This is a genomic window from Parasaccharibacter sp. TMW2.1890 (genome assembly GCF_023337645.1).
GTDB classification, from domain to species: domain Bacteria; phylum Pseudomonadota; class Alphaproteobacteria; order Acetobacterales; family Acetobacteraceae; genus Bombella; species Bombella apis.
This window is the reverse complement of record NZ_NWUV01000003.1, coordinates 22052-43794: the sequence shown is the minus strand read 5'-3', so window position 1 is coordinate 43794 and position 21743 is coordinate 22052. Positions and strand designations below refer to the sequence as shown.

At 58.8% G+C, this 21743-nt stretch carries 20 protein-coding genes and 1 tRNA gene; 12 read left to right on the top strand and 9 right to left on the bottom strand.

The window, feature by feature from the left end; genetic code table 11:
* Positions 1-49: 49 nt before the first annotated feature.
* Complete coding sequence (serB, locus tag CPA54_RS06865) at positions 50-943, bottom strand: phosphoserine phosphatase SerB (RefSeq protein ID WP_043559182.1); 894 nt, start codon at positions 941-943, stop codon at positions 50-52.
* Between the two features lie 44 nt (positions 944-987).
* Between serB and miaA the strand changes: the two genes are divergently transcribed.
* From miaA to CPA54_RS06820, 9 genes are all read left to right on the top strand, one after another.
* Positions 988-1971, top strand: a complete 984-nt coding sequence (gene miaA, locus CPA54_RS06860; protein ID WP_249085919.1) for a tRNA (adenosine(37)-N6)-dimethylallyltransferase MiaA — start codon at positions 988-990, stop codon at positions 1969-1971.
* A gap of 39 nt (positions 1972-2010) precedes the next feature.
* Positions 2011-3789, top strand: a complete 1779-nt coding sequence (gene ilvB / locus CPA54_RS06855) for a biosynthetic-type acetolactate synthase large subunit (protein ID WP_249085917.1) — start codon at positions 2011-2013, stop codon at positions 3787-3789.
* A 137-nt stretch (positions 3790-3926) separates the two neighbouring features.
* Positions 3927-4946 carry a ketol-acid reductoisomerase gene (ilvC, locus tag CPA54_RS06850; RefSeq protein WP_043559191.1) on the top strand — a complete coding sequence of 340 codons (1020 nt, stop codon included), beginning with the start codon at positions 3927-3929 and terminating at the stop codon, positions 4944-4946.
* Between the two features lie 188 nt (positions 4947-5134).
* Entirely contained in the window at positions 5135-5614 is a 480-nt protein-coding gene (speD, locus tag CPA54_RS06845) for an adenosylmethionine decarboxylase (RefSeq protein ID WP_043559194.1), read from the top strand.
* 178 nt (positions 5615-5792) lie between these two features.
* On the top strand, positions 5793-6668 hold the full coding sequence (gene speE / locus CPA54_RS06840; protein WP_086441839.1) for a polyamine aminopropyltransferase: 876 nt from the start codon (positions 5793-5795) through the stop codon (positions 6666-6668).
* A 23-nt stretch (positions 6669-6691) separates the two neighbouring features.
* Positions 6692-7525, top strand: coding sequence for a 3-methyl-2-oxobutanoate hydroxymethyltransferase (panB, locus tag CPA54_RS06835; RefSeq protein ID WP_249085915.1), 834 nt, complete (start codon positions 6692-6694; stop codon positions 7523-7525).
* Between the two features lie 112 nt (positions 7526-7637).
* Complete coding sequence (locus tag CPA54_RS06830) at positions 7638-8780, top strand: glycine cleavage T C-terminal barrel domain-containing protein (protein WP_249085914.1); 1143 nt, start codon at positions 7638-7640, stop codon at positions 8778-8780.
* A 212-nt stretch (positions 8781-8992) separates the two neighbouring features.
* Positions 8993-9295, top strand: a complete 303-nt coding sequence (locus tag CPA54_RS06825; RefSeq protein ID WP_043559206.1) for a putative quinol monooxygenase — start codon at positions 8993-8995, stop codon at positions 9293-9295.
* A gap of 24 nt (positions 9296-9319) precedes the next feature.
* Positions 9320-10279, top strand: a complete 960-nt coding sequence (locus tag CPA54_RS06820) for an ROK family protein (RefSeq protein WP_052348982.1) — start codon at positions 9320-9322, stop codon at positions 10277-10279.
* 181 nt (positions 10280-10460) lie between these two features.
* Here CPA54_RS06820 and glnA read toward each other — a convergent pair whose 3' ends face one another.
* On the bottom strand, positions 10461-11921 hold the full coding sequence (gene glnA, locus CPA54_RS06815) for a type I glutamate--ammonia ligase (RefSeq protein ID WP_043559209.1): 1461 nt from the start codon (positions 11919-11921) through the stop codon (positions 10461-10463).
* Between the two features lie 161 nt (positions 11922-12082).
* Here glnA and tldD point away from each other — a divergent pair, with 161 nt between their 5' ends.
* Together tldD and CPA54_RS06805 are read left to right on the top strand one after the other, a co-directional pair.
* Complete coding sequence (gene tldD / locus CPA54_RS06810) at positions 12083-13570, top strand: metalloprotease TldD (RefSeq protein WP_249085912.1); 1488 nt, start codon at positions 12083-12085, stop codon at positions 13568-13570.
* Between the two features lie 171 nt (positions 13571-13741).
* On the top strand, positions 13742-14881 hold the full coding sequence (locus tag CPA54_RS06805) for a hypothetical protein (protein WP_052348983.1): 1140 nt from the start codon (positions 13742-13744) through the stop codon (positions 14879-14881).
* 61 nt (positions 14882-14942) lie between these two features.
* Here the strand turns inward: CPA54_RS06805 and CPA54_RS06800 are convergent, their stop codons facing one another.
* Positions 14943-15266 carry a YggT family protein gene (locus CPA54_RS06800; protein ID WP_227431471.1) on the bottom strand — a complete coding sequence of 108 codons (324 nt, stop codon included), beginning with the start codon at positions 15264-15266 and terminating at the stop codon, positions 14943-14945.
* Positions 15267-15406: 140 nt separating this feature from the next.
* Between CPA54_RS06800 and CPA54_RS06795 the strand changes: the two genes are divergently transcribed.
* Positions 15407-15482 (top strand) — tRNA-Ala (locus CPA54_RS06795).
* An 86-nt stretch (positions 15483-15568) separates the two neighbouring features.
* On the opposite strand, the gene CPA54_RS06790 is transcribed toward CPA54_RS06795, so the two are convergent.
* From CPA54_RS06790 to CPA54_RS06765, 6 genes are all read right to left on the bottom strand, one after another.
* Positions 15569-16159, bottom strand: coding sequence for a membrane integrity-associated transporter subunit PqiC (locus tag CPA54_RS06790; protein ID WP_086441836.1), 591 nt, complete (start codon positions 16157-16159; stop codon positions 15569-15571).
* Positions 16156-17112 carry an MlaD family protein gene (locus CPA54_RS06785; protein WP_043559217.1) on the bottom strand — a complete coding sequence of 319 codons (957 nt, stop codon included), beginning with the start codon at positions 17110-17112 and terminating at the stop codon, positions 16156-16158. The genes CPA54_RS06790 and CPA54_RS06785 overlap by 4 nt, the downstream gene beginning before the upstream one ends.
* The gene (locus CPA54_RS06780) at positions 17105-17899 is read right to left on the bottom strand and encodes an ABC transporter ATP-binding protein (RefSeq protein ID WP_373364560.1); all 795 of its coding nucleotides are present in this window, start codon (positions 17897-17899) and stop codon (positions 17105-17107) included. The genes CPA54_RS06785 and CPA54_RS06780 overlap by 8 nt, the downstream gene beginning before the upstream one ends.
* A 2-nt stretch (positions 17900-17901) precedes the next feature.
* The gene (locus CPA54_RS06775; protein WP_249085910.1) at positions 17902-19065 is read right to left on the bottom strand and encodes an ABC transporter permease; all 1164 of its coding nucleotides are present in this window, start codon (positions 19063-19065) and stop codon (positions 17902-17904) included.
* Between the two features lie 160 nt (positions 19066-19225).
* Positions 19226-20899 (bottom strand): glycosyltransferase family 39 protein, encoded by a 1674-nt coding sequence (locus CPA54_RS06770; RefSeq protein WP_249085908.1) that lies wholly within the window; start codon positions 20897-20899, stop codon positions 19226-19228.
* Positions 20900-20989: 90 nt separating this feature from the next.
* Positions 20990-21724, bottom strand: coding sequence for a glycosyltransferase family 2 protein (locus CPA54_RS06765; RefSeq protein ID WP_408610228.1), 735 nt, complete (start codon positions 21722-21724; stop codon positions 20990-20992).
* Positions 21725-21743: the final 19 nt, after the last annotated feature.

The following is a 21743-nucleotide window of genomic DNA, read 5'->3' as shown; positions in this document are numbered from 1 at the left end:
CCGTGTCATTGGCCCGAGGCCGAAGACACGGGGACAATGGGAGGATATGTCAGTCGGTCACGATATCGGCAGCCGTGTAGCCCTGCGCAAAGAGGTGCGTCCGCATCCCGGTAAAGTTGACCTGCTGTTCAATCACCTGCCGGACATTCGGCTTGGCGTGATAGGCAATGCCAAGACCTGCTGCCTTGAGCATGGGGATGTCGTTGGCACCATCACCTGTTGTCAGGCTGGCAGAGAGCTTGACGCCCCGCTCGGCACAGATGGTCTCCAGATGTTCTTTCTTGGCATCCGGGCCGAGGATTTTGCCGATCAGCTGGCCGGTGATGATGCCGTCCCTGATCTCAAGCTGGTTGCCGTAATGTTCATCAAAGCCGAGCTTCCTGGCAGCCCGCTCGGTGAACCAGTCGAACCCACCGGAGATGAGGGCCGTGCGTGCGCCATTGGCCTTCATGGTCTGCACCAGCTCCCTGATACCATCAGTGAAAGGCAGATGTTCCAGAACATCCTTCAGCAGGGATTCAGGATGGCCCTTCAGGCCGATGGTGCGCTTGCGGAGGGATTCATCAAACTCCATCTCGCCATTCATGGCACGCTTGGTGATTTCGGCTACATAGTCGCCCGTGCCTGTTGCCTTGGCCAGATCATCCAGCGTTTCGCCATCGAAGATGGTGCTGTCCATGTCGGACACCAGCACGGCTTTGCGGCGGCCACGGGTCTTGGTGAGAATGGCATCAACCTTGTAGGGAGCCAGGGCGGCACGGATTGTTGCAGGCGTGGCATCGCCGGGCCCGGGTGTCGGGCAGAAAATGTCAACGGCCTCGCCTTCGGACAGAACGACCGGCGGCTCACCTTTGACAAGATTGCGGGCAATGTCGATCGCCTCTTTGGGAAGGGTCCCATGGCGGCGATTGGCAACAAGAGTCAGAACACAGGGAAGGGACATGACATCTCTCGCTAAAAGATCAGAAGATATGGCAGGATAGGTGTATGAACTCTTCTGAAAACGCCCTCATTGTGGCGGGACCGACCTGTTCGGGCAAGTCGGCTTTGGCCTTTCATTTGGCAGACCTGTATTGTGGTACGGTCATCAATGCAGATTCCATGCAGGTTTACAGGGAGCTGCGCATCCTCACTGCCCGCCCCGGGGAGGAAGAGGAAGCAGCCATTCCCCATCGTCTTTATGGGGTATTGCCCGCAGCCACACCCGGCAGTGTGGCCTGGTGGCGGGAGCAGGCCCTGGCAGAAATCGCCGCCTGCCGTAGCGCCGGGCGGCTGCCCATCCTCTGTGGTGGCACGGGCATGTATCTCCGTGCCCTGACGGATGGCCTCGTGGAGGTCCCCGACCCCGGAGAAGCAGCCCGGCAGGAGGCCCGGACCCTGCTGGAGGCGATTGGCCCGGAGGCCCTGCACGAAAAGTTGATGCAGGCTGATCCGCAGACAGCCTCCCGTCTTCATCCACAGGATTCCCAGCGTATCAGCCGGGCCTGGGAGGTTCTGGCAGGAACCGGGCGAGGGCTGGCCTCATGGCAGGAGGATAGGGCACTGCCAGCGGCACCCTGCCGTTTCATCTCACTTCAGCTTGATCCCCCCCGGGACGAGCTGCGGGTTTCCATTGTCCGGCGTTTTGATGACATGGTGGCTGCTGGTGCGCTGGATGAGGTGGCGGCCTTGCGGGAGCAGAATCTGCCCGCCAGCCTGCCCGCCATGCGTGCCCATGGTGTGCCGGAGCTGGGACAGGTGCTGGAGGGGCAGTGCAGCCTGGAGGATGCCCGGCTGGCTGCTACCCGTGCCATTGGCCGCTATACCCGTCGGCAGGCTACATGGTTCCGGCACCACAGGCTGAGCCGGGAGGGAGATGGCGAAATAATATTTCAAAGAACCAGTGGAAGAGAGTTCTTTTCGAGTAAAAAAATGCGTGAAATTGAATATTTTATATCATCCAGAATTGACGGACCCGCTCCGGAACGATAGAGCAGAAGCGTTGCGTTAAACGGCGAAAGGACAGACGCCATGCCTGCCAGCGAGACAGCTCCCATGATGGCAACAGGTGCTGAAGTCATTCTGCGTGTTCTTGAGGAAGAAGGCGTGGATGTCATTTTCGGGTATCCCGGCGGTGCGGTCCTTCCCATTTACGATGCTCTCTTCAAACAGAAGAAGATCCGGCACATTCTGGTCCGGCACGAGCAGGCGGCAACCCATGCGGCCGAGGCCTATGCCCGTTCCACCGGCAAGGTCGGTGTGGTGCTGGTGACATCCGGCCCTGGTGCGACCAATGCCGTGACCGGCCTGATGGATGCGAAGATGGATTCCATCCCGCTGGTCTGTCTGGCCGGACAGGTGCCCGTGCCGCTGATCGGCAAGGATGCGTTTCAGGAAGCGGACATGGTGGGCATCACCCGGCCTGCGACCAAGAAGAGTGTTCAGGTGCGGGAGGCCGAGGCTCTGGCCCCAACCATTCGGGAAGCTTTCGCTCTGGCCCGTTCCGGCCGTCCCGGTCCGGTTCTGGTGGACCTGCCCAAGAACATCACGGTGTCCGAAGCACCCCTGCCGCCCCGTCCAGCGGAAGTGGTAGAGGAAAAGGCGGCTCCGGCTCTGGATGCTCAGGCGGTCAGCCAGGCCGTCGAGGCCATGAAGAAGGCCCGCAAGCCTCTGCTTTATGTTGGTGGTGGTGTCATCAATGCCGGGCCGGAGGCGGCAAAGCTGCTGCGCCAGCTGGCAGAGAAGACCGGTTTCCCCGTGACATCCACCCTGATGGGGTTGGGTGCCTATCCGTCTTCCAGTGATCATTTTCTGGGGATGCTGGGCATGCATGGTGCCGTGGAAGCCAACATGGCGGCCCATGACTGCGACGTGCTGGTCGCCTTGGGTGCCCGGTTTGATGACCGGGTGACGGGCCGTGTTGACGGGTTCTCTCCCCATTCCTTCAAGATACAGGCGGACATTGATCCCCGGGAATTCGGCAAGATCATCAAGGTTGATGTGGCTCTGAAGGGGGATCTGAAGGCCACGCTGCACGCTCTTCTGGAAGGCTGGGGAGACAGTGCAGCCCCGGACCTGTCCGGCTGGTGGCAGGAGATCGACCAGTGGCGGGCTGTTGACGGTTTCGGGTTCGAGCAGGACAGGGCCGCCACGGCCACCATCAAGCCGCAATATGCCATCAGCCGCCTGTATGAGCAGGTGAAGGCCAGCGGGCGGGACTGCTTCGTTTCCACCGAGGTGGGGCAGCATCAGATGTGGGCCGCCCAGCATTTCGGGTTTGATGAGCCCAATCACTGGCTGACATCCGGTGGTCTGGGCACGATGGGTTACGGTCTGCCTGCTGCCGTGGGGGCACAGATCGCCCACCCTGACGGGCTGGTGATTGATATTGCCGGCGAGGCATCCACCCTGATGAATATTCAGGAGCTGGGAACCATTGCCCAGTACCGCCTGCCGGTGAAGATATTCATCCTGAACAACCAGTATATGGGCATGGTGCGGCAGTGGCAGGAGCTGGTGCATGATTCCCGTTATTCCCAGTCCTACAGTGCAGCCCTGCCGGATTTCGTGAAGCTGGCGGAATCGTTCGGCATCTGTGGTCTGCGGGTCGAGACGCTGGGCGGGCTGGATGAGGCCATCGAGACCATGCTGACCCATGAGGGACCGGTGCTGGTGGATGTGCATGTGGAGCAGGAAGAATGCTGCTTCCCGATGATCCCGTCCGGGGCCAGCCATGACCAGATGCTTCTGGGGCCGGGGCGTGTTTTCGGTGGGGCCGAGCTGACAGAAGAAGGCAAACGCCTCGTCTGAATGAAGTTTTGCCGGTCATCCTGCTCCTGTTCCGGGGCGGGAAGGCTGGATGGAGTGTTTCATGTCCGGGGAGTGTCTCCCCATCTGGGGCAGGATGATTGAGGGGCCTGCACCCGTTGTGAGGAAGGAAAAAAGTCATGCGTGTTTATTATGATCGTGATGCAGACATCAATCTGATCTGTGAAAAGAAGGTCGCCATCATCGGGTATGGCAGCCAGGGTCATGCCCATGCCAACAACCTGCGTGACAGCGGTGTGAAGGATATCGTTGTGGCGCTGCGCCCGGAATCCAAGGCAAAGGCCAAGGCGGAGGCAGCGGGTTTCCGTGTCGTTACCCCGGCCGAAGCCGCAGCCTGGGCTGATGTCGTGATGATCCTGACACCGGATGAAGGCCAGGCCGCCCTGTACAAGGAACAGCTGGCCCCGAACCTGAAGCCCGGCACGGCTCTGGTGTTTGCTCATGGTCTGGCCATCCATTTCCGTCTGATCGAGCCGAGCCCCGAGATGGACGTGTTCCTGATCGCTCCGAAGGGCCCTGGCCACACTGTGCGTTCTGAATACCAGCGTGGCGGTGGTGTGCCCTGCCTGGTGGCCGTGCATCAGGATGCTTCCGGCCAGGCCAAGGATGTAGCTCTGGCTTACGCTTCCGCTGTTGGCGGCGGCCGTGCTGGCGTGATTGAGACCAGCTTCCGTGAGGAAGTGGAAACAGACCTGTTTGGTGAGCAGGCTGTGCTGTGTGGTGGTACGATCGAGCTGATCAAGGCCGGGTTTGAGACACTGGTGGAAGCAGGCTACGCACCGGAGATGGCCTATTTCGAGTGTCTGCATGAGATGAAGCTGATCGTGGACCTGCTGTATGAGGGCGGCATTTCCAACGTCAACTACTCCATCTCCAATACGGCGGAGTATGGTGAGTATGTCAGCGGGCCGCGCGTTGTGACCCCGGCCGCCAAGGAGGCCATGCGTGAGGTGCTGAAGGACATCCAGAATGGAACCTTCGTGCGCAACTTCATTCTGGAGAACCAGTCCGGTAATGTGGGCTTCAAGGCGTCCCGTGCCCGTGATGAACAGCATCAGATTGAGCAGGTTGGCGCAAAACTGCGTGAGATGATGCCGTGGATCGCCAAGAACAAGCTGGTTGACAAGACCCGCAACTGAGGTTCGATGACCGGTCTTTACGAATGGGGAGGATTTTCCTCCCCATTTTTTATTGTGGCTTCATTTGGGCATTTTCTGTTCAGAAAGAAAGAATAGAGTTGCGTTGAGGGTTATATTCCCCTAGAGGTCAACCCTTCCGCTCCTTCATTGGGGGAGGATGCGGCAATCTGCTGGTTCAGGGGTACGTTATGGACGCACTTGCTCGACTGGGGATGGAATCGGACCTTCCGAGAGATATCCAGAATACTGAGGCAATCGATACAATCGCTGATTGTAAGGACTTTTTCATCAAGCGTGATGGGATCACCTACGCAGGGAACCATCTCCTCATCGATTTCTGGAATGCCAGAAATCTGGATGACCCCGATCAGATCGACGCCACTCTGAGGCGTGCTGCCGAGGCAGCCGGGGCGACCATTCTGCATGGTCATTTCCACCATTTCACACCCAATGGCGGTGTATCTGGTGTGCTGGTACTGGCCGAAAGCCATATTTCCATCCATACATGGCCCGAGCGTCATTTCGCCGCTGTCGACATTTTCATGTGCGGTGTGTGCGATCCCAACATGTCCGTCCCTGTCATGCAGGAGCTGTTTCAGGCAGGACGTGTGGAGATTGATGCTTTCAGGCGTGGACGTGTCAGCTCGACACGGCATACGGGCCGGTAAGCCGGATAGGGAAAGGCCAGGGGGTTTTTCCCTCAATTTCCAATGGATTCCATGGAGTGTTCCTGTTCGCTGGCCAGCGTCCATGCTGGAGGGGGAGCAGGGGTAAGGAGCGGCGTCTGTGCCGGCCTCCCCGTGATGGAGGGCGGCAGGCGTCGTTGATTGAAGAAAGGATGCCGCCATGACATCTGGCACGTCTTCCGGGACCTGGTTCAACGAGGCCCTCTATCCCGATTGGGGCCAGCGTTTCAGGGTTGTGAAAGAACTGGCCCACAGGAAGTCCCCGTTTCAGGACATCCGCATTTTCGAGAGCAGCAGCCATGGCCGTGTGCTGGTGCTGGACGGTATCGTGCAGATCACTGAGCGGGATGAGTTCATCTATCAGGAGATGCTGGCTCATGTGCCGCTCTTCATGCATCCGAACCCAAAACGTGTTCTCATCATCGGGGCCGGTGATGGTGGTGTGCTGCGTCGTGTTCTCCAGCACAGGACGGTCGAGAAAGCCGTCATGGTGGAAATTGATGGTGACGTGATCGAACTCTCCAAGCAGCACCTGCCGATGTTTGGCAAGGATGCGTGGAATGACCCGAGGGCTGAGGTCATCGTTGGGGACGGGATCGATTACGTCAAGAAATCTGGTGATGCAGCCTTTGATGTCATCATCGTGGACAGCACGGACCCGATCGGCGTGGGTGATGTGCTTTTCACGGATGATTTCTATGAGAACTGCGCCCGCATCCTTTCGGATGAAGGGATCATCGTCAATCAGTGTGGCGTGCCGTTCCAGCAGGCAGATGAGCTGCGGGAGACAACGGCCCGTCGTGCGAAATTCTTCCCGCATGTCACGGCCTATCTGGCTGCCGTGCCAACCTATGTTGGTGGGTTCATGACACTGGGCATGGCCAAGAAGGGGGCTCCGCCGCACCGTCCGGACGTGGTCGAGCTGGCCCGTCGTGCACAGGGCATTGCGGAAGGCTGCCAGTACTGGACGCCAGAGGTGCATGTTGCCTCTTTCAGCCTGCCCCCCTATATCGCCCAGAACCTTCCTCGTTCATGAGGCCATAGAGAAGGATCCCCACCATGCGCCGGACTACAATCGCAGACTTCCAGACCATGAAGGATGAGGGTCGGCGGATCGCCATGCTCACGGTCTATGATTACGCTTCGGCCCTGATTGCCGAGCAGGCGGGCGTGCCGGTCATTCTGGTGGGGGATTCTCTGGGCATGGTCATGCAGGGGCGGGATACGACCCTGCCCGTGCGTGTGGAGGACATGATCTATCATGCACGGATGGTCCGCCAGGGCAGCCATAAAGCCCTTATTGTGGTCGACCTGCCCTTCCTTTCCTATGCTACCGAGCAGGATGCCGTGGATGCAGCCCGCCGTGTGATGCAGGAGGGTGGTGGACAGGCCCTGAAGCTGGAAGGCGGCCGGGAGATTGTCCCGGTCGTGCGTCGGCTGACGGAAATGGGTGTGCCCGTCATGGGGCATCTGGGTCTGACACCGCAGTCCCAGCATCAGATCGGCCTGCGGGCGCAGGCAAAGCAGGTCGAGGCCGCCCGTAAACTTCTGGATGATGCCCGTGCGCTGGAGGAGGCCGGAGCTTTCGGTATTGTGCTGGAGGTCATTCCCGCCGAGCTGGCCGAGCTGGTTTCCAGAACCCTGACCATTCCGACCATCGGGATCGGAGCCGGGCCGGGTTGTGATGGGCAGGTCCAGGTCTGGCATGACGTGCTGGGTCTTTTCGAAGGCAAATCCCCTCGTCATGCCCATCGGTTTGCTGAAATCGGAGAGCAGATGGTTGGAGCCTTGTCCCATTATGTCCGGCAGGTTGAGGAAGGCTCTTTCCCGACACAGGCACAGAGCGTGAGCATGAAGTCGGATGTACTGGCCAGCCTGAAGGCGGGGGAATGACCAGCTCCCCCAGGTGGGGAACGTGGTGAAGCCTTGCCCGGGCCCGGATTGTCAGACGGGGATGAAGCTGGCAGAGTGGTGAACTTCCCCTGTATTTACAGGATAAAACAGAATGACGGATGAAACATTGAAGTCCAGCCCCCTTCAGGCGCTGCATGAAGAGCTGAAGGCCACGATGGGATGCTATGCAGGCTATGCCCTGCCCGAGCATTACCCTCTCGGCATGGAGGTGGAGCATCTTCATACCCGCAAGCAGGCGGGGCTGTTTGACATCTCCTTTCTGGGGCAGGTCCGTATCCGTGCAAAAGAGGATAATGCCGCTGTTGTTGCTGAGGCGCTCGAAGCCCTGATGCCTCTGGACATCATGGGGCTTGAGAAGAACCGGGTCCGTTATGGCCTGTTGACGACTGATCAGGGCGGCATCCGGGATGATCTGGCCATTTCCCGTCAGGAAGAAGAGTTCATCCTGACACTCAATGGCCAGAACAGGGAAGACAATGCTGATTATCTCGAAAATGCCATTGGCAATGATTGCAGGCTGATCCGGGAATTTGACCGGGCCATGCTGTCCCTTCAGGGCCCTCTGTCGGCCGAGGTTCTGGCCCGTGTGCTGGACCAGACGACCATCATGGGGATGCGGTATCGGGACAGTCTGGCCATGCAGTGGGAGGGTGGCAGCCTCATTGTATCCCGTTTCGGTTATACGGGTATGGAAGGGTTCGATCTTTCTCTGGAGGCCAGTCAGGCTGAAGCCTTTGCCCGCCGTCTGCTGGACGATCCCGATGTGGCTCCGGCCGGGCTGGAGACACGGAACAGCCTGCGGATGGAAGCCGGGCTGTGTCTGTATGGGGCGGACATCGACAAAACCACATCTCCGGTGGAGGCCGCTCTGGTCAGCAGCATAGCTGCCTGTCGCCGGGCCGGCGGAGCACGGGCGGGGGGGTACCCTGGTGCCGGGACGATCGAAGGGCAGATGGAACATGGCGTATACCGCCAGCGCGTTGGTCTGCGTCCTGAAGGGGACGTGCTGCTGGGTGGCGGTGTGGAACTCTTCTCGGATGAAGGAAGGACAGACCGGGTCGGGCGCATTACGTCTGGCTGTTTCAGTCCGACCCTGCGGGCCATGATTGCCATGGCGTATGTCACACCATCCCATGCAGCAGAGGGTACGGTGCTTTACGCCGCCGATGCGGACAGGCAGCTCCACAAGGTTTCTGTAACGGCTTTGCCCTTCGTCCCGCAGACGGCCCGCTGAGCAGAAGACACCTGAGTGAAAGTTTGTGAACAGGGCTTTACACGGCCCTGTTTTTTGGTGAGGCTCGCATTCATGCAGGGCTTGAGGCAGGCCTTGTCCGCCTTCTCCCACAGTGGGAGAGGACTGACAGGAATGTGTGTTGCCTCCGGCCATTTTTTTTGCTCAGCGTGGTTCCATCGGCAGCTGGGCGGGGCAACTCAGGGAGAGTCGAAATGAGCGAGAGCATCCATATTCTGGCACTGGTCACCATTGCTGAAGAGAAAGCCGCCCAGCTTGAGAAAGCCGTGCAGGTCTGTGCTGGTCATTCGCTGAAGGAAGAAGCCTGCCAGCGTTACGAAATTTCCCGTGATGCTGAGAAGAAGGGGCGTTTCATGGTCAGCGAGATCTGGGCCAGCAAGGACGGGTTCGAAACCCACCTTGCCAGCAAGCATTTTGGCGCTCTGGCCGGTTTCATCAAGGAGCATGGAGCCGAGCTGGAGGTCATCCGACAGCAGCCTCTGCATCCCGCATCGTAAGCTGGATTAAGGGAGAATCATCACATGGCTGATTATCGTCTTGGAATTGATTTTGGCGGCACGAAAATCGAAATTCTTGCTCTGGACCGCAGTGGCAAGGAAGTGCTGCGCGAGCGTATTCCCAACCCCGGGGTTTATGACAAGGCCATCGAGGCCATCCGGGACCTGGTGCTGAAGGCTGAGGACCAGATCGGCTGTGTGCCTGCCCATCGCATCACGGGGACTCAGCTGACATCCACTCTGGGCATCGGCATCCCCGGGTCCCTGTCCCCCGAGACAGGCCTGGTCCGCAACTCCAACGCTACATGGCTGAACAACAATGCCTTCAAGCGTGATGTGGAGGAGAGTCTTGGCCGTCCCGTGCGTGTTGAAAATGATGCCAACTGCTTCGCTTTGTCCGAAGCTGCTGATGGCGCTGGTGCCGGTTATTCCGTCGTTTTGGGCGTGATCATCGGGACAGGCATGGGCGGTGGCATCGTGGCCAATGCTCGGGTGCTCTCCGGTCATCATCACATCGCCGGTGAATGGGGTCATATCCCTCTGCCGTGGGCAAAGCCGGAAGACATGCCCATGCGGAAGTGTTTCTGTGGCAATGAGGGCTGTCAGGAGCGCTATCTCTGTGGCCCGGCACTGGCTGCGGAATGGAAGGGTGAAGGCAACCGCTCCCCGAACGGAATTGAAGAGGCGGCCCGTAATGGGGATGAAGCCGCTATCCGTGCGTTGGACCTCTACATGGACCGTTTCGCCCGGGCCTGTGCGCAGGCTGTCAATTTCCTTGATCCTGATGTGATCGTGCTGGGTGGTGGCGTGTCCAATCTTCCCAGCATCTACGAGCGTGTGCCCAAGCTGCTGCCCCGTTATGTAATTACATCGCCTTGCACGACACCGATCGTGCAGAACCGTCATGGTGACAGTTCTGGTGTGCGTGGGGCTGCCTGGCTGTGGGATGTAGCCGAAAATGGCATTTCCAAGAAAAATGCCTGATCCGGCATTGCCAGCCGCATGAGGCAAGGGCCTGCTCCTTCAGGGGGCAGGCCCTTTTTTCATGGGGCGGCCATCATGAAAAAAAAACCGCCTGCCCCTCATGGAAAGGCAGACGGTCTGTCCCGATGGTGCGCTGTCCAGCCCTTCCTGCCCCGGCTAGGAGCAGGAAGAACGGGGTGGCTCAGACGGAGTAGTACATCTCAAACTCAACCGGATGCGGTGTGTGCTCAAAGCGGTATACGTCCTGCATCTTCAGCGTGATGTAGCTTTCGATCTGGTCCTTGGTGAAGACATCACCTTCCAGAAGGAAGGCATGATCGGTCTTCAGGGCCTCCAGAGCTTCACGCAGGGAGCCGCAGACGGTTGGAATCATGTTCAGCTCTTCCTGCGGCAGCTCGTACAGGTCCTTGTCCATGGCTTCGCCCGGGTGGATCTTGTTGCGGATGCCGTCCAGACCAGCCATCAGCATGGCACTGAAGGCAAGGTAGGGGTTGGCTGTCGGGTCGGGGAAGCGGACCTCGACACGCTTTGCCTTCGGGCTTGTAGCGTAGGGGATACGACAGGATGCAGAGCGGTTGGCGGAGGAATAAGCCAGCAGCACAGGGGCTTCAAACCCCGGAATCAGCCGCTTGTAGGAGTTGGTGGAGGGATTGGTGAAGGCATTCAGTGCCTTGGCGTGTTTGATGATCCCGCCAATGTAGTACAGGGCCTCATCGGAAAGGTCAGCATAGCGCTTGCCAGCAAAGAGCGGCTTGCCGTCCTTCCAGACGGACTGATGTACATGCATGCCGGTGCCGTTGTCGCCATAGATGGGCTTCGGCATGAAGGTGGCCGTCTTGCCGTAGGAATGGGCGACATTGTGCACGCAGTATTTGTAGATCTGCATGAAGTCGGCTGACTTCACCAGTGTGGCGAAGGCCGTGCCCAGCTCGTGCTGGCTGCGGGCCACTTCATGGTGATGCTTCTCGATCGGCAGACCCATCTCGCCCATGGTAGCCAGCATCTCGGCGCGCAGGTCATGTTCGCTGTCCACCGGCGGAACAGGGAAATACCCACCCTTGCGGGCCGGGCGATGGCCCATGTTGCCTTCCGGGTAGTCCTTCAGGGCAGCTTCCGGCCCTTCGATGCTGTCGAGGTGGTAAGTGCCGTAATTCTCACCCGTGCCGAAGCGGACACTGTCGAAAATGAAGAACTCGGCTTCCGGGCCGAAGAACGCCGTATCACCCAGGCCACTCTTCTTCAGGTAGGCTTCGGCCTGTTTGGCTGTCGCACGGGGGTCACGATTGTAATAGCCGCCCGTTCTGGGGTCGATGATGTCGCAGATCAGGATGAGCTGCGGGCGGGCGGAGAAGGGGTCGACCACGGCTGTTTCCGGGTCCGGCAGCAGGACCATGTCGGACTCGTTGATGGCCTTCCACCCCTGGATGGAGGAGCCGTCAAACATGAAGCCTTCCGTGAAGGTGTCCTCTTCAATGGTGCGGACCGTCTGCGTGGTGTGCTGCCATTTGCCCTTCGTGTCGGTGAAGCGGAGATCAACGAACTCGATGCCGTGCTCTTCGATCAGCTCAAAAACGCGCTGGATGGCGGCTTTCTGAGGGGAAGGGCGTTGTGCGGAAGGAGAGGAAACTGCTTTTTTCGCCATGGCTGCGTGCCTCGCAATTTTTGGACTGATACCAAAACGATTAGGGGACAATTGGCCATCTGTCGAGTGCTTGCTCATAAACTTCATTTTATGAGACAGTGCTGCCTCAGTTTTTTATAATCCCCGGCATCTGTGCCGTATGGAAAATCCATCTGGTGGTCATGTCTGCGCCTTCCCCTGTAAAAATATCCGACGCCCTTTTTTTTCATGAGACCCTGCCATGGACACCTGATGACGTGAACCGTCAGCTTGCCAGCAGTCTTGCTGGCATGGATGACGGGGAGCTGTTTCTGGAATACCGGGAAGAAGAGACGCTGGGGCTGGAAAATGGCCTGCTGCGGACGGCTGGTTTCAACCGCTCTTCAGGGTTTGGCCTGCGGGGTGTCACGGGCAGCCAGACCATCTTTGCCCACTCGGATCTTCTGGGGATGGGGGCGTTGCGGCGTGCCGCCGAAGGGCTGGGCAGTGTAGAGCGCATGGCTCTCCGACCGGACCAGCAGGCCCCTTCCCGCCTGCAGGAGGCTGCGGCGGCAGATGGACGGGCCTCTCTTTATGGTGCAGCACATCCGCTTGAGGGGGGGGATTTCTCACAGCGTGCGGCGTTGCTGGGAGAGATTGAGGCCTATGGGCGAGGGTTGGACCACCGTGTCGTGCAGGTGAATGTGACCCTCAACACGCAGTGGCAGGTCGTGCGGATCATGCGTCCTGCGTTTCTTCAGGAGGGGCAGGCAGGGCCGCTGGTGGATGTCCGTCCGCTGGTCCGGCTCGATGTTTCCGTGGTGGTGGAACAGGGCGGACGGCGGGAGAGTGGCCGTGCCGGACAGGGAGGGCGGTATGCTCTGTCCCGCCTTATGGAGCCGTCCTGCTGGCAGGCCATGACACAAGAGGCCCTGCGGCAGGCCCTGGTGACGCTGGAGGCCGTGGCGGCTCCGGCAGGGGACATGCCGGTTGTGCTGGGGGCCGGCTGGCCCGGGATTCTGTTGCATGAGGCTGTCGGGCACGGGCTTGAGGGTGATTTCAACCGCAAGGGTACGTCCGTTTTTTCCGGGTGCGTGGGCCAGCGTATTGCTGCCCCGGGGGTGACTGTTCTGGATGACGGCACCTTGCCGGAGCGGCGTGGCTCCCTGAACATGGATGATGAGGGAACTCCCACCAGCCGGACCGTGCTGATTGAAGACGGGATATTGCAGGGATACATGCAGGACCGGCTGAATGCCCGCCTGACATCAGTAACGCCAACAGGGAATGGCCGCCGTCAGTCCTATGCCCATGCGCCGATGCCGCGCATGACCAATACCATCATGGCGGGGGGGCAGGCCTCGGAGGAGGAGATGATCCGCTCCACGAAGAAGGGCCTGTATGCCCGCAATTTTGGTGGCGGGCAGGTTGATATCACCTCTGGCAAATTCGTGTTTGCTGCTTCGGAAGCCTATCTGATTGAAGATGGCCGGGTTACGGCACCAGTGCGTGGGGCGACGCTGATTGGCAGTGGAGCAGCGGTGATGGAGCAGATCAGCATGATCGGCCCCGCCATGGAGCTGGACCCGGGCATAGGGACATGTGGCAAGGCCGGGCAGGGTGTGCCTGTTGGTGTGGGGCAGCCCATGCTGAAGGTGAGTGGCCTGACAGTTGGAGGGACAGCGTCCTGATGACTATCTGGAAACAGACCATTGGTCTGGTTTTCCCCGGGGCTGTCCCGGATAGATAAAACAAATGGAATATGTTTCAGATATAAATAATTTTTCATTTCTCTATTGCAAACTATCTTTTTGCTGTCGTAATGTTTTCTCATCACAACAATGGGATGATGGTTTATCGTGATGAAGACGTCCGTGCGTTACGCAGCCCTTCTGTCCAGTCTCTTTGCAGGTACTTTCGGTGCCTGTGCAGATGTGCATGCTGCGGAGACGGCTGTGGCGGCCAGTAACGGTAACGGAGCAGGTGACAGTTCGGCCCAGAAAACGGGCAAAGCTACCCAGCCGGCCAGCGCAGCTGCGGGGACGGCTGTTGCGGCTTCTTCCCATGAGGCTGCTGCCCAGAAGCCGGTCGTGTCCATTGCGGAGAAACCAGCCTCCAAGCCGTTGCCGGAGCAGTGGTATACGGGGTCCCTCTATTCTCCCTCACCAGCTCTGCCTGTCCCGGGCATGATTGCTGTGGAGCCTTATGTAGCGGCTGGCCTGCCTGCCGGTGCGTTTGATTCCAACGGGCATCTCAATACCCGGAAGGGAGCCGGGGGGCAGCATTCCATTTCCCAGTTTTCGCTGGCGAAATATGGTATTACGGACCATCTGTCCATCTATCTGCTGCCGACATACAGCTATAGCTGGGGGAATCATACCAAACATTCCGGCCTGAAGTTTAATGATCTGCCGGTGGAGTTCCAGTACCGTCTGACACCGCATTATACGCCGTCCATCACGCTTTATTTTGGTGTGAATACCCCGACAGGTGATTACAAGAACCTTTCCAATGCGTCAGAGGGGGTTGGCCAGGGTGTCTGGGCACTTCGCTATGGTGTGCACAGCCAGTTTGCCCTGCCGTTTTTTGACCATGCAATGCGTGTGCGTCTTTGGGCGCAGGTCCGCCATCCGGTGGCCAGTACGAAACTGCGCAACATCACCAGTTATGGGACAGAGAAAGGTTTCACCGGGCGTGGTCATGCCGGTCCCTATGGGAATGAGGGTGGTTCAGTCGAGCTGGGTATCACCAAGAAGTGGGTGTTTGCGCTGGACCTGTACCATACCTGGGCTACATCCAGTTCGGTCAATGGGTACAATGTTTATTCAAAGAAATACATCAACTCTCGGACGGGTTGGTCCGGTGCCTTCAATGTCGGGCCCGGGATTGAATATAACTGGACGTCGAGTGTTGGTGGGATTGTCGGTGTGATCCTGCCGGTGGCCGGGCACAATACGTCCCGGTCCATCTCACCGGAAGCCGCTGTGTTTGCCGTGTTCTGATCAGCTCTTCATCGGACAGGAAAAACCCCCACCTGATTTTCAGGCGGGGGTTTTTTTCGTTTCAGCCCTGTGGGAGGAAGAAGATTCTGAAAATGCTCTTCAGGATGAAGGGAATGCCATACTGAATGGCCAGGAGCAGGATGAGGGGGGAGAAGTCCATCATGCCTGTGTCTGGTAGAATATTGCGGATGGGTTGCAGAACGGGCTCCACAAGCCTTGCCAGTATCTCAAGAAGGCTACTCACGAAGCGGTTGGTCTGAGGGTTTATGACGCCAAAACCGATGGCCATGGAGGCAAGGCAGTAGGCAAGGATGATCCATGTATAAACATCCAGCACCACCATGAGGAGATTGATGACCTGGAGATAGATGATGGCAGCATGCACAGGCGGATATCCTTCCTGATGGCGTGAGGAGATGCAGACCCACACATGTAACAATCTTCTGCATGGCTGGCGAGACCAATTGCTGGGCAGTCACGACTTGACAGTTCATGGCGTGCATGGTGTCTTGAACGACAGATTGTGGGGCTATAGCTCAGTTGGGAGAGCGCCTCGTTCGCAATGAGGAGGCCAGGGGTTCGACTCCCCTTAGCTCCACCACGATTTTCCTGAAAAACAGTTTGGGATGGCATCGGGGAAGAGGGCTGGGACTGGTTCACTGTTTCAGTCCCGGGGGCCGTCTTGCTTTACGGTGTTGCTGGGATGGATCTGGAGATATGCTCCGCCAGCTGAATTACGAGTTTCCGCATTAGTGCGGCCGTATCGGCATCTGTCCTGACAGGCCCGTTGGCAGCGAGATGCGCAATGTTGCGGACCATCGGTTTGTGGCGATCATGCGGAACAATGGCCCAATGGGCGTTCAGTATGGCATGACCACTCACATCCACATCGAATTCGGAAATGGCAACCATGATCTGCATGTCGGCTGCCTGGGCCAGGGGCTGGTCCGTCACCAAGATGTCATGCTGGGAGGCAGCCACTTCGTTGGTGATCAGGTCCGTAATGCCAAGGGACAGGCGGGATGCCCAGCGGGAGTTGGGGCTGCGGCGGATTTCCTCCCCCTGACGGGTGATGATCTCCTGGCTGTCCAGATAGTCCGGCATGATGATCCGGCTGATCTGCACGATGGTTGTTTGCGGAGACACCTGGAGGGATTTCGTATCGGTATGGACAGGAATGCCGAGCGTATAGATGTGCAGCTGGGGAGATGCACAGCCTGCAAGCAGGGTGCAGCTTCCCAGAAGGGCAAGAACAGTACGGCGTGATGGAAACATCATGGGTGGCGTCCCATAAGCAGAAGTTGCGGATTGCGTTCCACATCGTTGGCGAACCCACGGAGAGAGGAAGCCGTTGCGGCAATATCCCGCAGCGCAGCATCCAGATTGGCTCGGTCCACGGAACGGGCGGAGAGAATGTCCTGCAGGGCCTCCAGTGTGGCTGTGGCGGAGAGGAGTGTCCTGTGGATATCCTTGCCACGCATTTCAAGCTGGTTGGTACCTGTATCAAACAGTCGGTCCAGTTTTGCCAGTGACCCATCCAGCTGGGTATGCAGGTCCCTGATGGTGGCAGTGGCAACCTGCATGGTTTCCTGCGACTGGTCGGATGTTCTCTTCAGGCTGGCAATGAGGCCGGGCAGGTCCTGGCGCAGGCCCTCGCTCAGCTCCGTGACGGATAGCAGGGCGGAATCAGCATGCTGGCTGATATCCTTGATGGGAATCTGCTCCAGTGTGTTTTTCAGCTTCTCCATGGTGGAGAGCCGGACAGGAATCTCCGGCAGTTTTGTGATGCGGGGATGCAGCGTGGCGGGAACGGATTTGTCGAAGTCCAGTTCGATGTTGGATTGCCCCGTCACGAGGCTCTGCAGGTTCAGCCCGGCGCGCAGGCCATTGTCAATCATTGTCTGGAAATTGACCTGCTTGCCCCCCGCATCGTCCTGGACAACATGCATCTGCCCGGTCTCCAGAGTAATGATGACCGGGATATAGGCTTTGTGGTCCTGTGGGTCGAAATGCAGGGTGATGCTCTGGACGGATCCGACCTTCACACCACGGAAATTGACTGGGGCCCCGACAGACAGGCCAGCAATGGAGTTCTGGAACACCACGGCAACGTCCCGTGTTTTGGAGAAGAGGCGGAGATGCCCGAATGTCATGATGATGAACAGTAGCAGCACGCCCCCAAGGACGACAAAGATGCCGATCTGGGTTTTTCTGTTGGTGGTTTCAGACATGCTGTTCGGCCTTCTGTTCTGTCTGGGAAGGGATGGAAGCAGAGCGGTGCATGAAGGCCGTCACCTCCGGGAGGGTACAGCTGTCATGCAGGGCACGGGGTGAGCCACTGGCAATGGGCCTGTGCGTGACAGCATCCAGAAAGATGCCATCATCAGCAATGGTGAAAAGGCTGGGCAGTTCGTGGCTGACAATGACGATCGTAGCCCCAAGTCCGTCACGCAGGGTGAGGATGAGGTCGTCCAGCCGGGCGGAGGTGATCGGGTCCAGCCCGGCGGAGGGTTCGTCAAAAAAGAGGATGTCCGGCTCCAGCGCAATGGCCCGGGCCAGTCCAGCCCGTTTTTTCATGCCGCCGGAAATCTCGTAGGGGAAGAGATCGATGGCATGCTCCATCCCCACCAGCCCCAGTTTCAGGCGGACGAGATGGTCTATGGCATCAGGCTTGAGGTCCGTGAACATCTCCAGCGGCAGGGCGACATTCTCGCCCACGGTCATGGAGCTCCACAGCGCACCACTCTGGAAGAGAACGCCATAACGGCGGTTGATGGCCGTGCGGTGGGCGTCATCCTGCTCCCAGTAATTCTCCCCACCCACCATGATGTGCCCTGCCGTGGGGCGCAGAAGACCGATCATGCTCCTCAGCAGGGTGCTTTTGCCGCAGCCGGAGCCCCCCATGACAGCAAAGATGGAGCCTTTTTTCAGGTCGAATGACACATTCTGCTGGATGATCTTGGGCCCGAAAGAGAGTTGCAGATCACGGACGGAAATGAGAGTTTCTCTATCAGACATCATCAGATTCCAGCGGCGTTGGCGAGGACGGCAAAAACGGCATCCAGAGCGATGACCCCGACAATCCCGATGACGACAGCCCGTGTGGCGGCAATGCCGACATCCGCAGCACTGCGGCCGGCTTTCAGGCCGATCCGGCAGGCAGCCAGAGCGATGAAGCCAGCAAAAAAGAGTGCCTTGATGAACCCGAAGGCAAACTGGCTCAGTTCCACGCCGTTGAAGGTGGAGAGCCAGTATCCGGTGGGAGAAATGTTCATCATGGTCATGGAGACGACAAAACCGCCGAAAATCGAGACCAGCGTGCCATAGAGATACAGCAGCGGCATCATGAGGATCAGCGAGAGAATGGAGGGGAGCAGGATATAGCCCGCCACGGAGATGCCAGTCACCTGAAGAGCGTCAATCTCTTCATTGCCCTGCATGGTGGAGATGCGGGCTGCATAGGCTCCGCCCGTACGTCCGGCCATGATGATGGCTGTCATGATGGCGGAGATTTCACGGGCGGAGGCAATGCCCACCAGATTGGTCACATAGATTTCAGCTGCGAATTTGCGTAATTCCAGCAGCCCCACGAAGGCCAGGATGGCCCCGATCAGAAAATTGACAATGCTGACGATGAGCAGTGCCGAGGGGCCAGCATTCCAGACATCCACAAGCAGGTCCTTGAGACGCATGGAGTTTTTGCCACGCAGCGTCCCGACAGCTCCCCGCATGACTTCCAGCAGCAGGGCGCTGGATGTGGCTGTCTCATGCAGGATGTCCAGCGTCTTTCCGCCAACACGGGCAAAGAAGCTTTCCCGGTCCTGCTGGTGGGGGGCGGGTTGTTCCACTTTTTCTGGCAGAAGAGCCAGAAGGCGCTGGGCGGAAGACGGCAGGGCGTGATCATCAAATGTCAGGGAGGCCTGGCAGGCGGCCTGCTTGACGGTCCACAGGAACATGATGAAGCAGGAATCCCAGCTGCCCAGTCCGTCCGGGTTGATGGACAATGTCTTCCCGCTCCCTGGGTGGGAGGAGGTGAGAGCAGTTGCCGGGAACTGCACCACATCATCCTGCAGGGCCTTCCAGTCCCCCCGGATGGTCAGGGACAGCCCGTTGGCCGTATCGTCAATGGACCATGAAGGCGGGGTGCTGTCTTTGGTGGGGGAGGGAACAGCCTGTTGTGTCATGAGGAGACGGTATGCCCTGCCACAGGCACGGGGGAAGTGAAATTCTGCAACATGGCCCTGCCCACAAAATATTCTGTCCGTTCATTCTATGTCAGTTTTTTAATGAAAGCGAGCCGCTTCTCTTCAGGGCGGCCATCAGGTCAAGGCATGAGTTTCCTTTTCAGCGGGTGGGTTTTTCACTGCTGGCATAGAGCCGCAGATGAAGCCTGTGACCGTTGGAGTAATTCAGTCCGTCAAACTGGTCATACAGAATGCTCGCCGTGCCAAGGCGGGCCAGTTCCTGCTGGAAGGCTGGGTCATCCTTCCTGTCCAGGAGAGCCAGATCGCAGCGTGCGTGGTCATGCAGTTCATGGGCTGCTTGCGATGGTGGCAGCAGTCTGGCCCGGCCCCCGGTAAGGAAGACAAGGCTGGGTTCCCTGTAGGAGGGGGAAATCAGGGCGCTGTCGGGACAGGGGCGGAGCTCCCGGAAGCTCTCGGCAATGCGGGGAGCAAGCTGGATGCTGGTCAGATGGGGAATGACGCAGAGGAAGATGCCCGTTTCGGTCAGCAGGGCGGCACCCATGGCGCAGAGTGCCCCGCCGGACCAGTTCTGTTTCCAGATGAGCCGGAGGCCTGCCAGAAGGAGTGGCAGGCTGCCCAAGGCAGGTATGAGCGCATCCGCAAAGAGGTGGCCTTCCATCCTGTAGAGCAGGACTGGCCCGACCAGGCAGAAGAGGAGTCCGGCCAATCCCCAGGCGAGGGCGTAGAGGGACACCCCCAGTTTCGTCCAGAGAGAACGTAGCGGTACGAGGGGCCAGACCGTCAGGCTGGCAGCCACCAGAATGGCAATGGCCGGGTAGGTTGGCAGGACATAATGAGGGAGCTTGGTGGCCAGACACTCAAAGATGAGCCAGTGTGGGATGATCCAGCAGAGAAGAAACAGGGTCTCTGGTTTGGCACGTCGCTGCCAGAGGGCTGGGAGAGAGCGTATGGCTGCCAGAGCCCCTGGCCAGAAAGCGAGCAGGAACAGGAGGAGATAATAGCCGGGGGGGAAGCCGTGTGTTTCCTGCGGGTGGGCAATTTTGCCAAGCAGATTGTGGCCTACGGCACGGCGGAAGAACTCACCATGACTGACCAGAGCAATGCCAAGACACCAGGGAAGGACGATGAGTACGCTGAGCAGCCAGCCCCACCCGGCCCGCAACTGTCGGATGAGTGCCGTACTGCGCAGACAGATGGAGAGTGAGATCAGGGTGCCCAGGGCGGGGATGAGAACAATGGGGCCTTTCAGCATCATCCCTACCCCGAGAGCGCTCCAGTAGAGGATGCTGGAACGGCATGGTGTCGTTCTGCCCTTCTGCATGTCGGTGAAATGGCAGAGCAGCAGGGCCTGAAGGCACAGAATATCCAGCAGCAGGGTGCTGTCGATGGTGGCCATCCGGCTCTCTGCGGCAAATAGCGGTGCCACCATGAGCAGGCCTGCCGCCAGCAGGCCTGTAGAAAATCCGAACAGACGGGTTCCGATCCAGGCTGTCAGGAGGATGCTGCAGACTGATGCCAGAAGGCTGGGGATACGGTAGGGCCAGCTTTCATGGCGTAGCGTTTCATCCTGTGTGATGATTTCGGAGGCCTTTACCGCTCCGGCTTCCAGCCAGTAGATGCCTGCTGGTTGCAGATAGCGGGGTTGGTCCTGGAAGCGTATGTCCAGGAAATTGCCGGAAGAGAGCATCTGGGCTGTGGCCTGCATGTAGCGTGGTTCATCCCTGTCCAGCGGGGGCAGGCTCATGCGCCCCGGCAAGGCAGCCAGAAACGCCAGAACGGCAAGCAGAGCGTAATGACGGAATTTTGGAGGCATGAAAACTCCGGTTCGCACTGGATGAACGGGCATGATGCCCGGATCGTCAGAAGGGTCGTCCGGTGCCGGGCGGGGAGAGAGGCTGCTGTCTTACAGTTCGTTCAGTGGTGGTGGCCGACGGGTGCGGTTCTGTAGCCAGAGAACCCCCAGCATGTCACGCACCCCCACGAGAGCCCGGTGCAGATTGGTATATTTGGAATGGCCATGAAGCCTGGCCCTGTGTCGTGTCTCGATGCAGATGAGGGGGGCGCCGTAGCTTTTCATCAAGGCGGGGATGAAACGGTGCAGCCCTTCAAACTGGGGCAGGGAGAGGAACAGGTCGCGTGGGAAGAGCTTGAGCGGCCCGCCCGTATCAGGGCAGTCATCCTTGAGCAGATGCTGGCGCAGACCATTGGCGAAACGGGTGGCAAACCTGCGGGAGAGCCTGTCCTGACGCTTGCGGCGGACGCCAACAACCAGAGGGCCGACAGCTCCTTCACCATGGTTCCATGCGGCTTCGACCATTGTTTTGATGAAGGCAGGGTCGTCCTGTCCGTCTCCATCCATTGTGGCGATCCATGGGGCACGGGCGGCCCTGATGGCCGTGCGCAGGGCCGTAGATTTACCCAGACAGGAGGGATGGGACAGAATACGCAACCCGGGCAGGATAGTGCTGCGGGCTTCCTGCAATTTCTGGAGGGTGTCGTCCGTACTGCCATCATCCACGAAGATGATCTCTGCCGGTGGCAGGCTCTCAAGAGCCGTGCGGATTTCTGCACAGACGGGAAGGATATTCTCGCCCTCATTGAGGACGGTAATCACGACAGCCAGCAAGGGACTGGTCATCTCACTGGCTGTCATGATG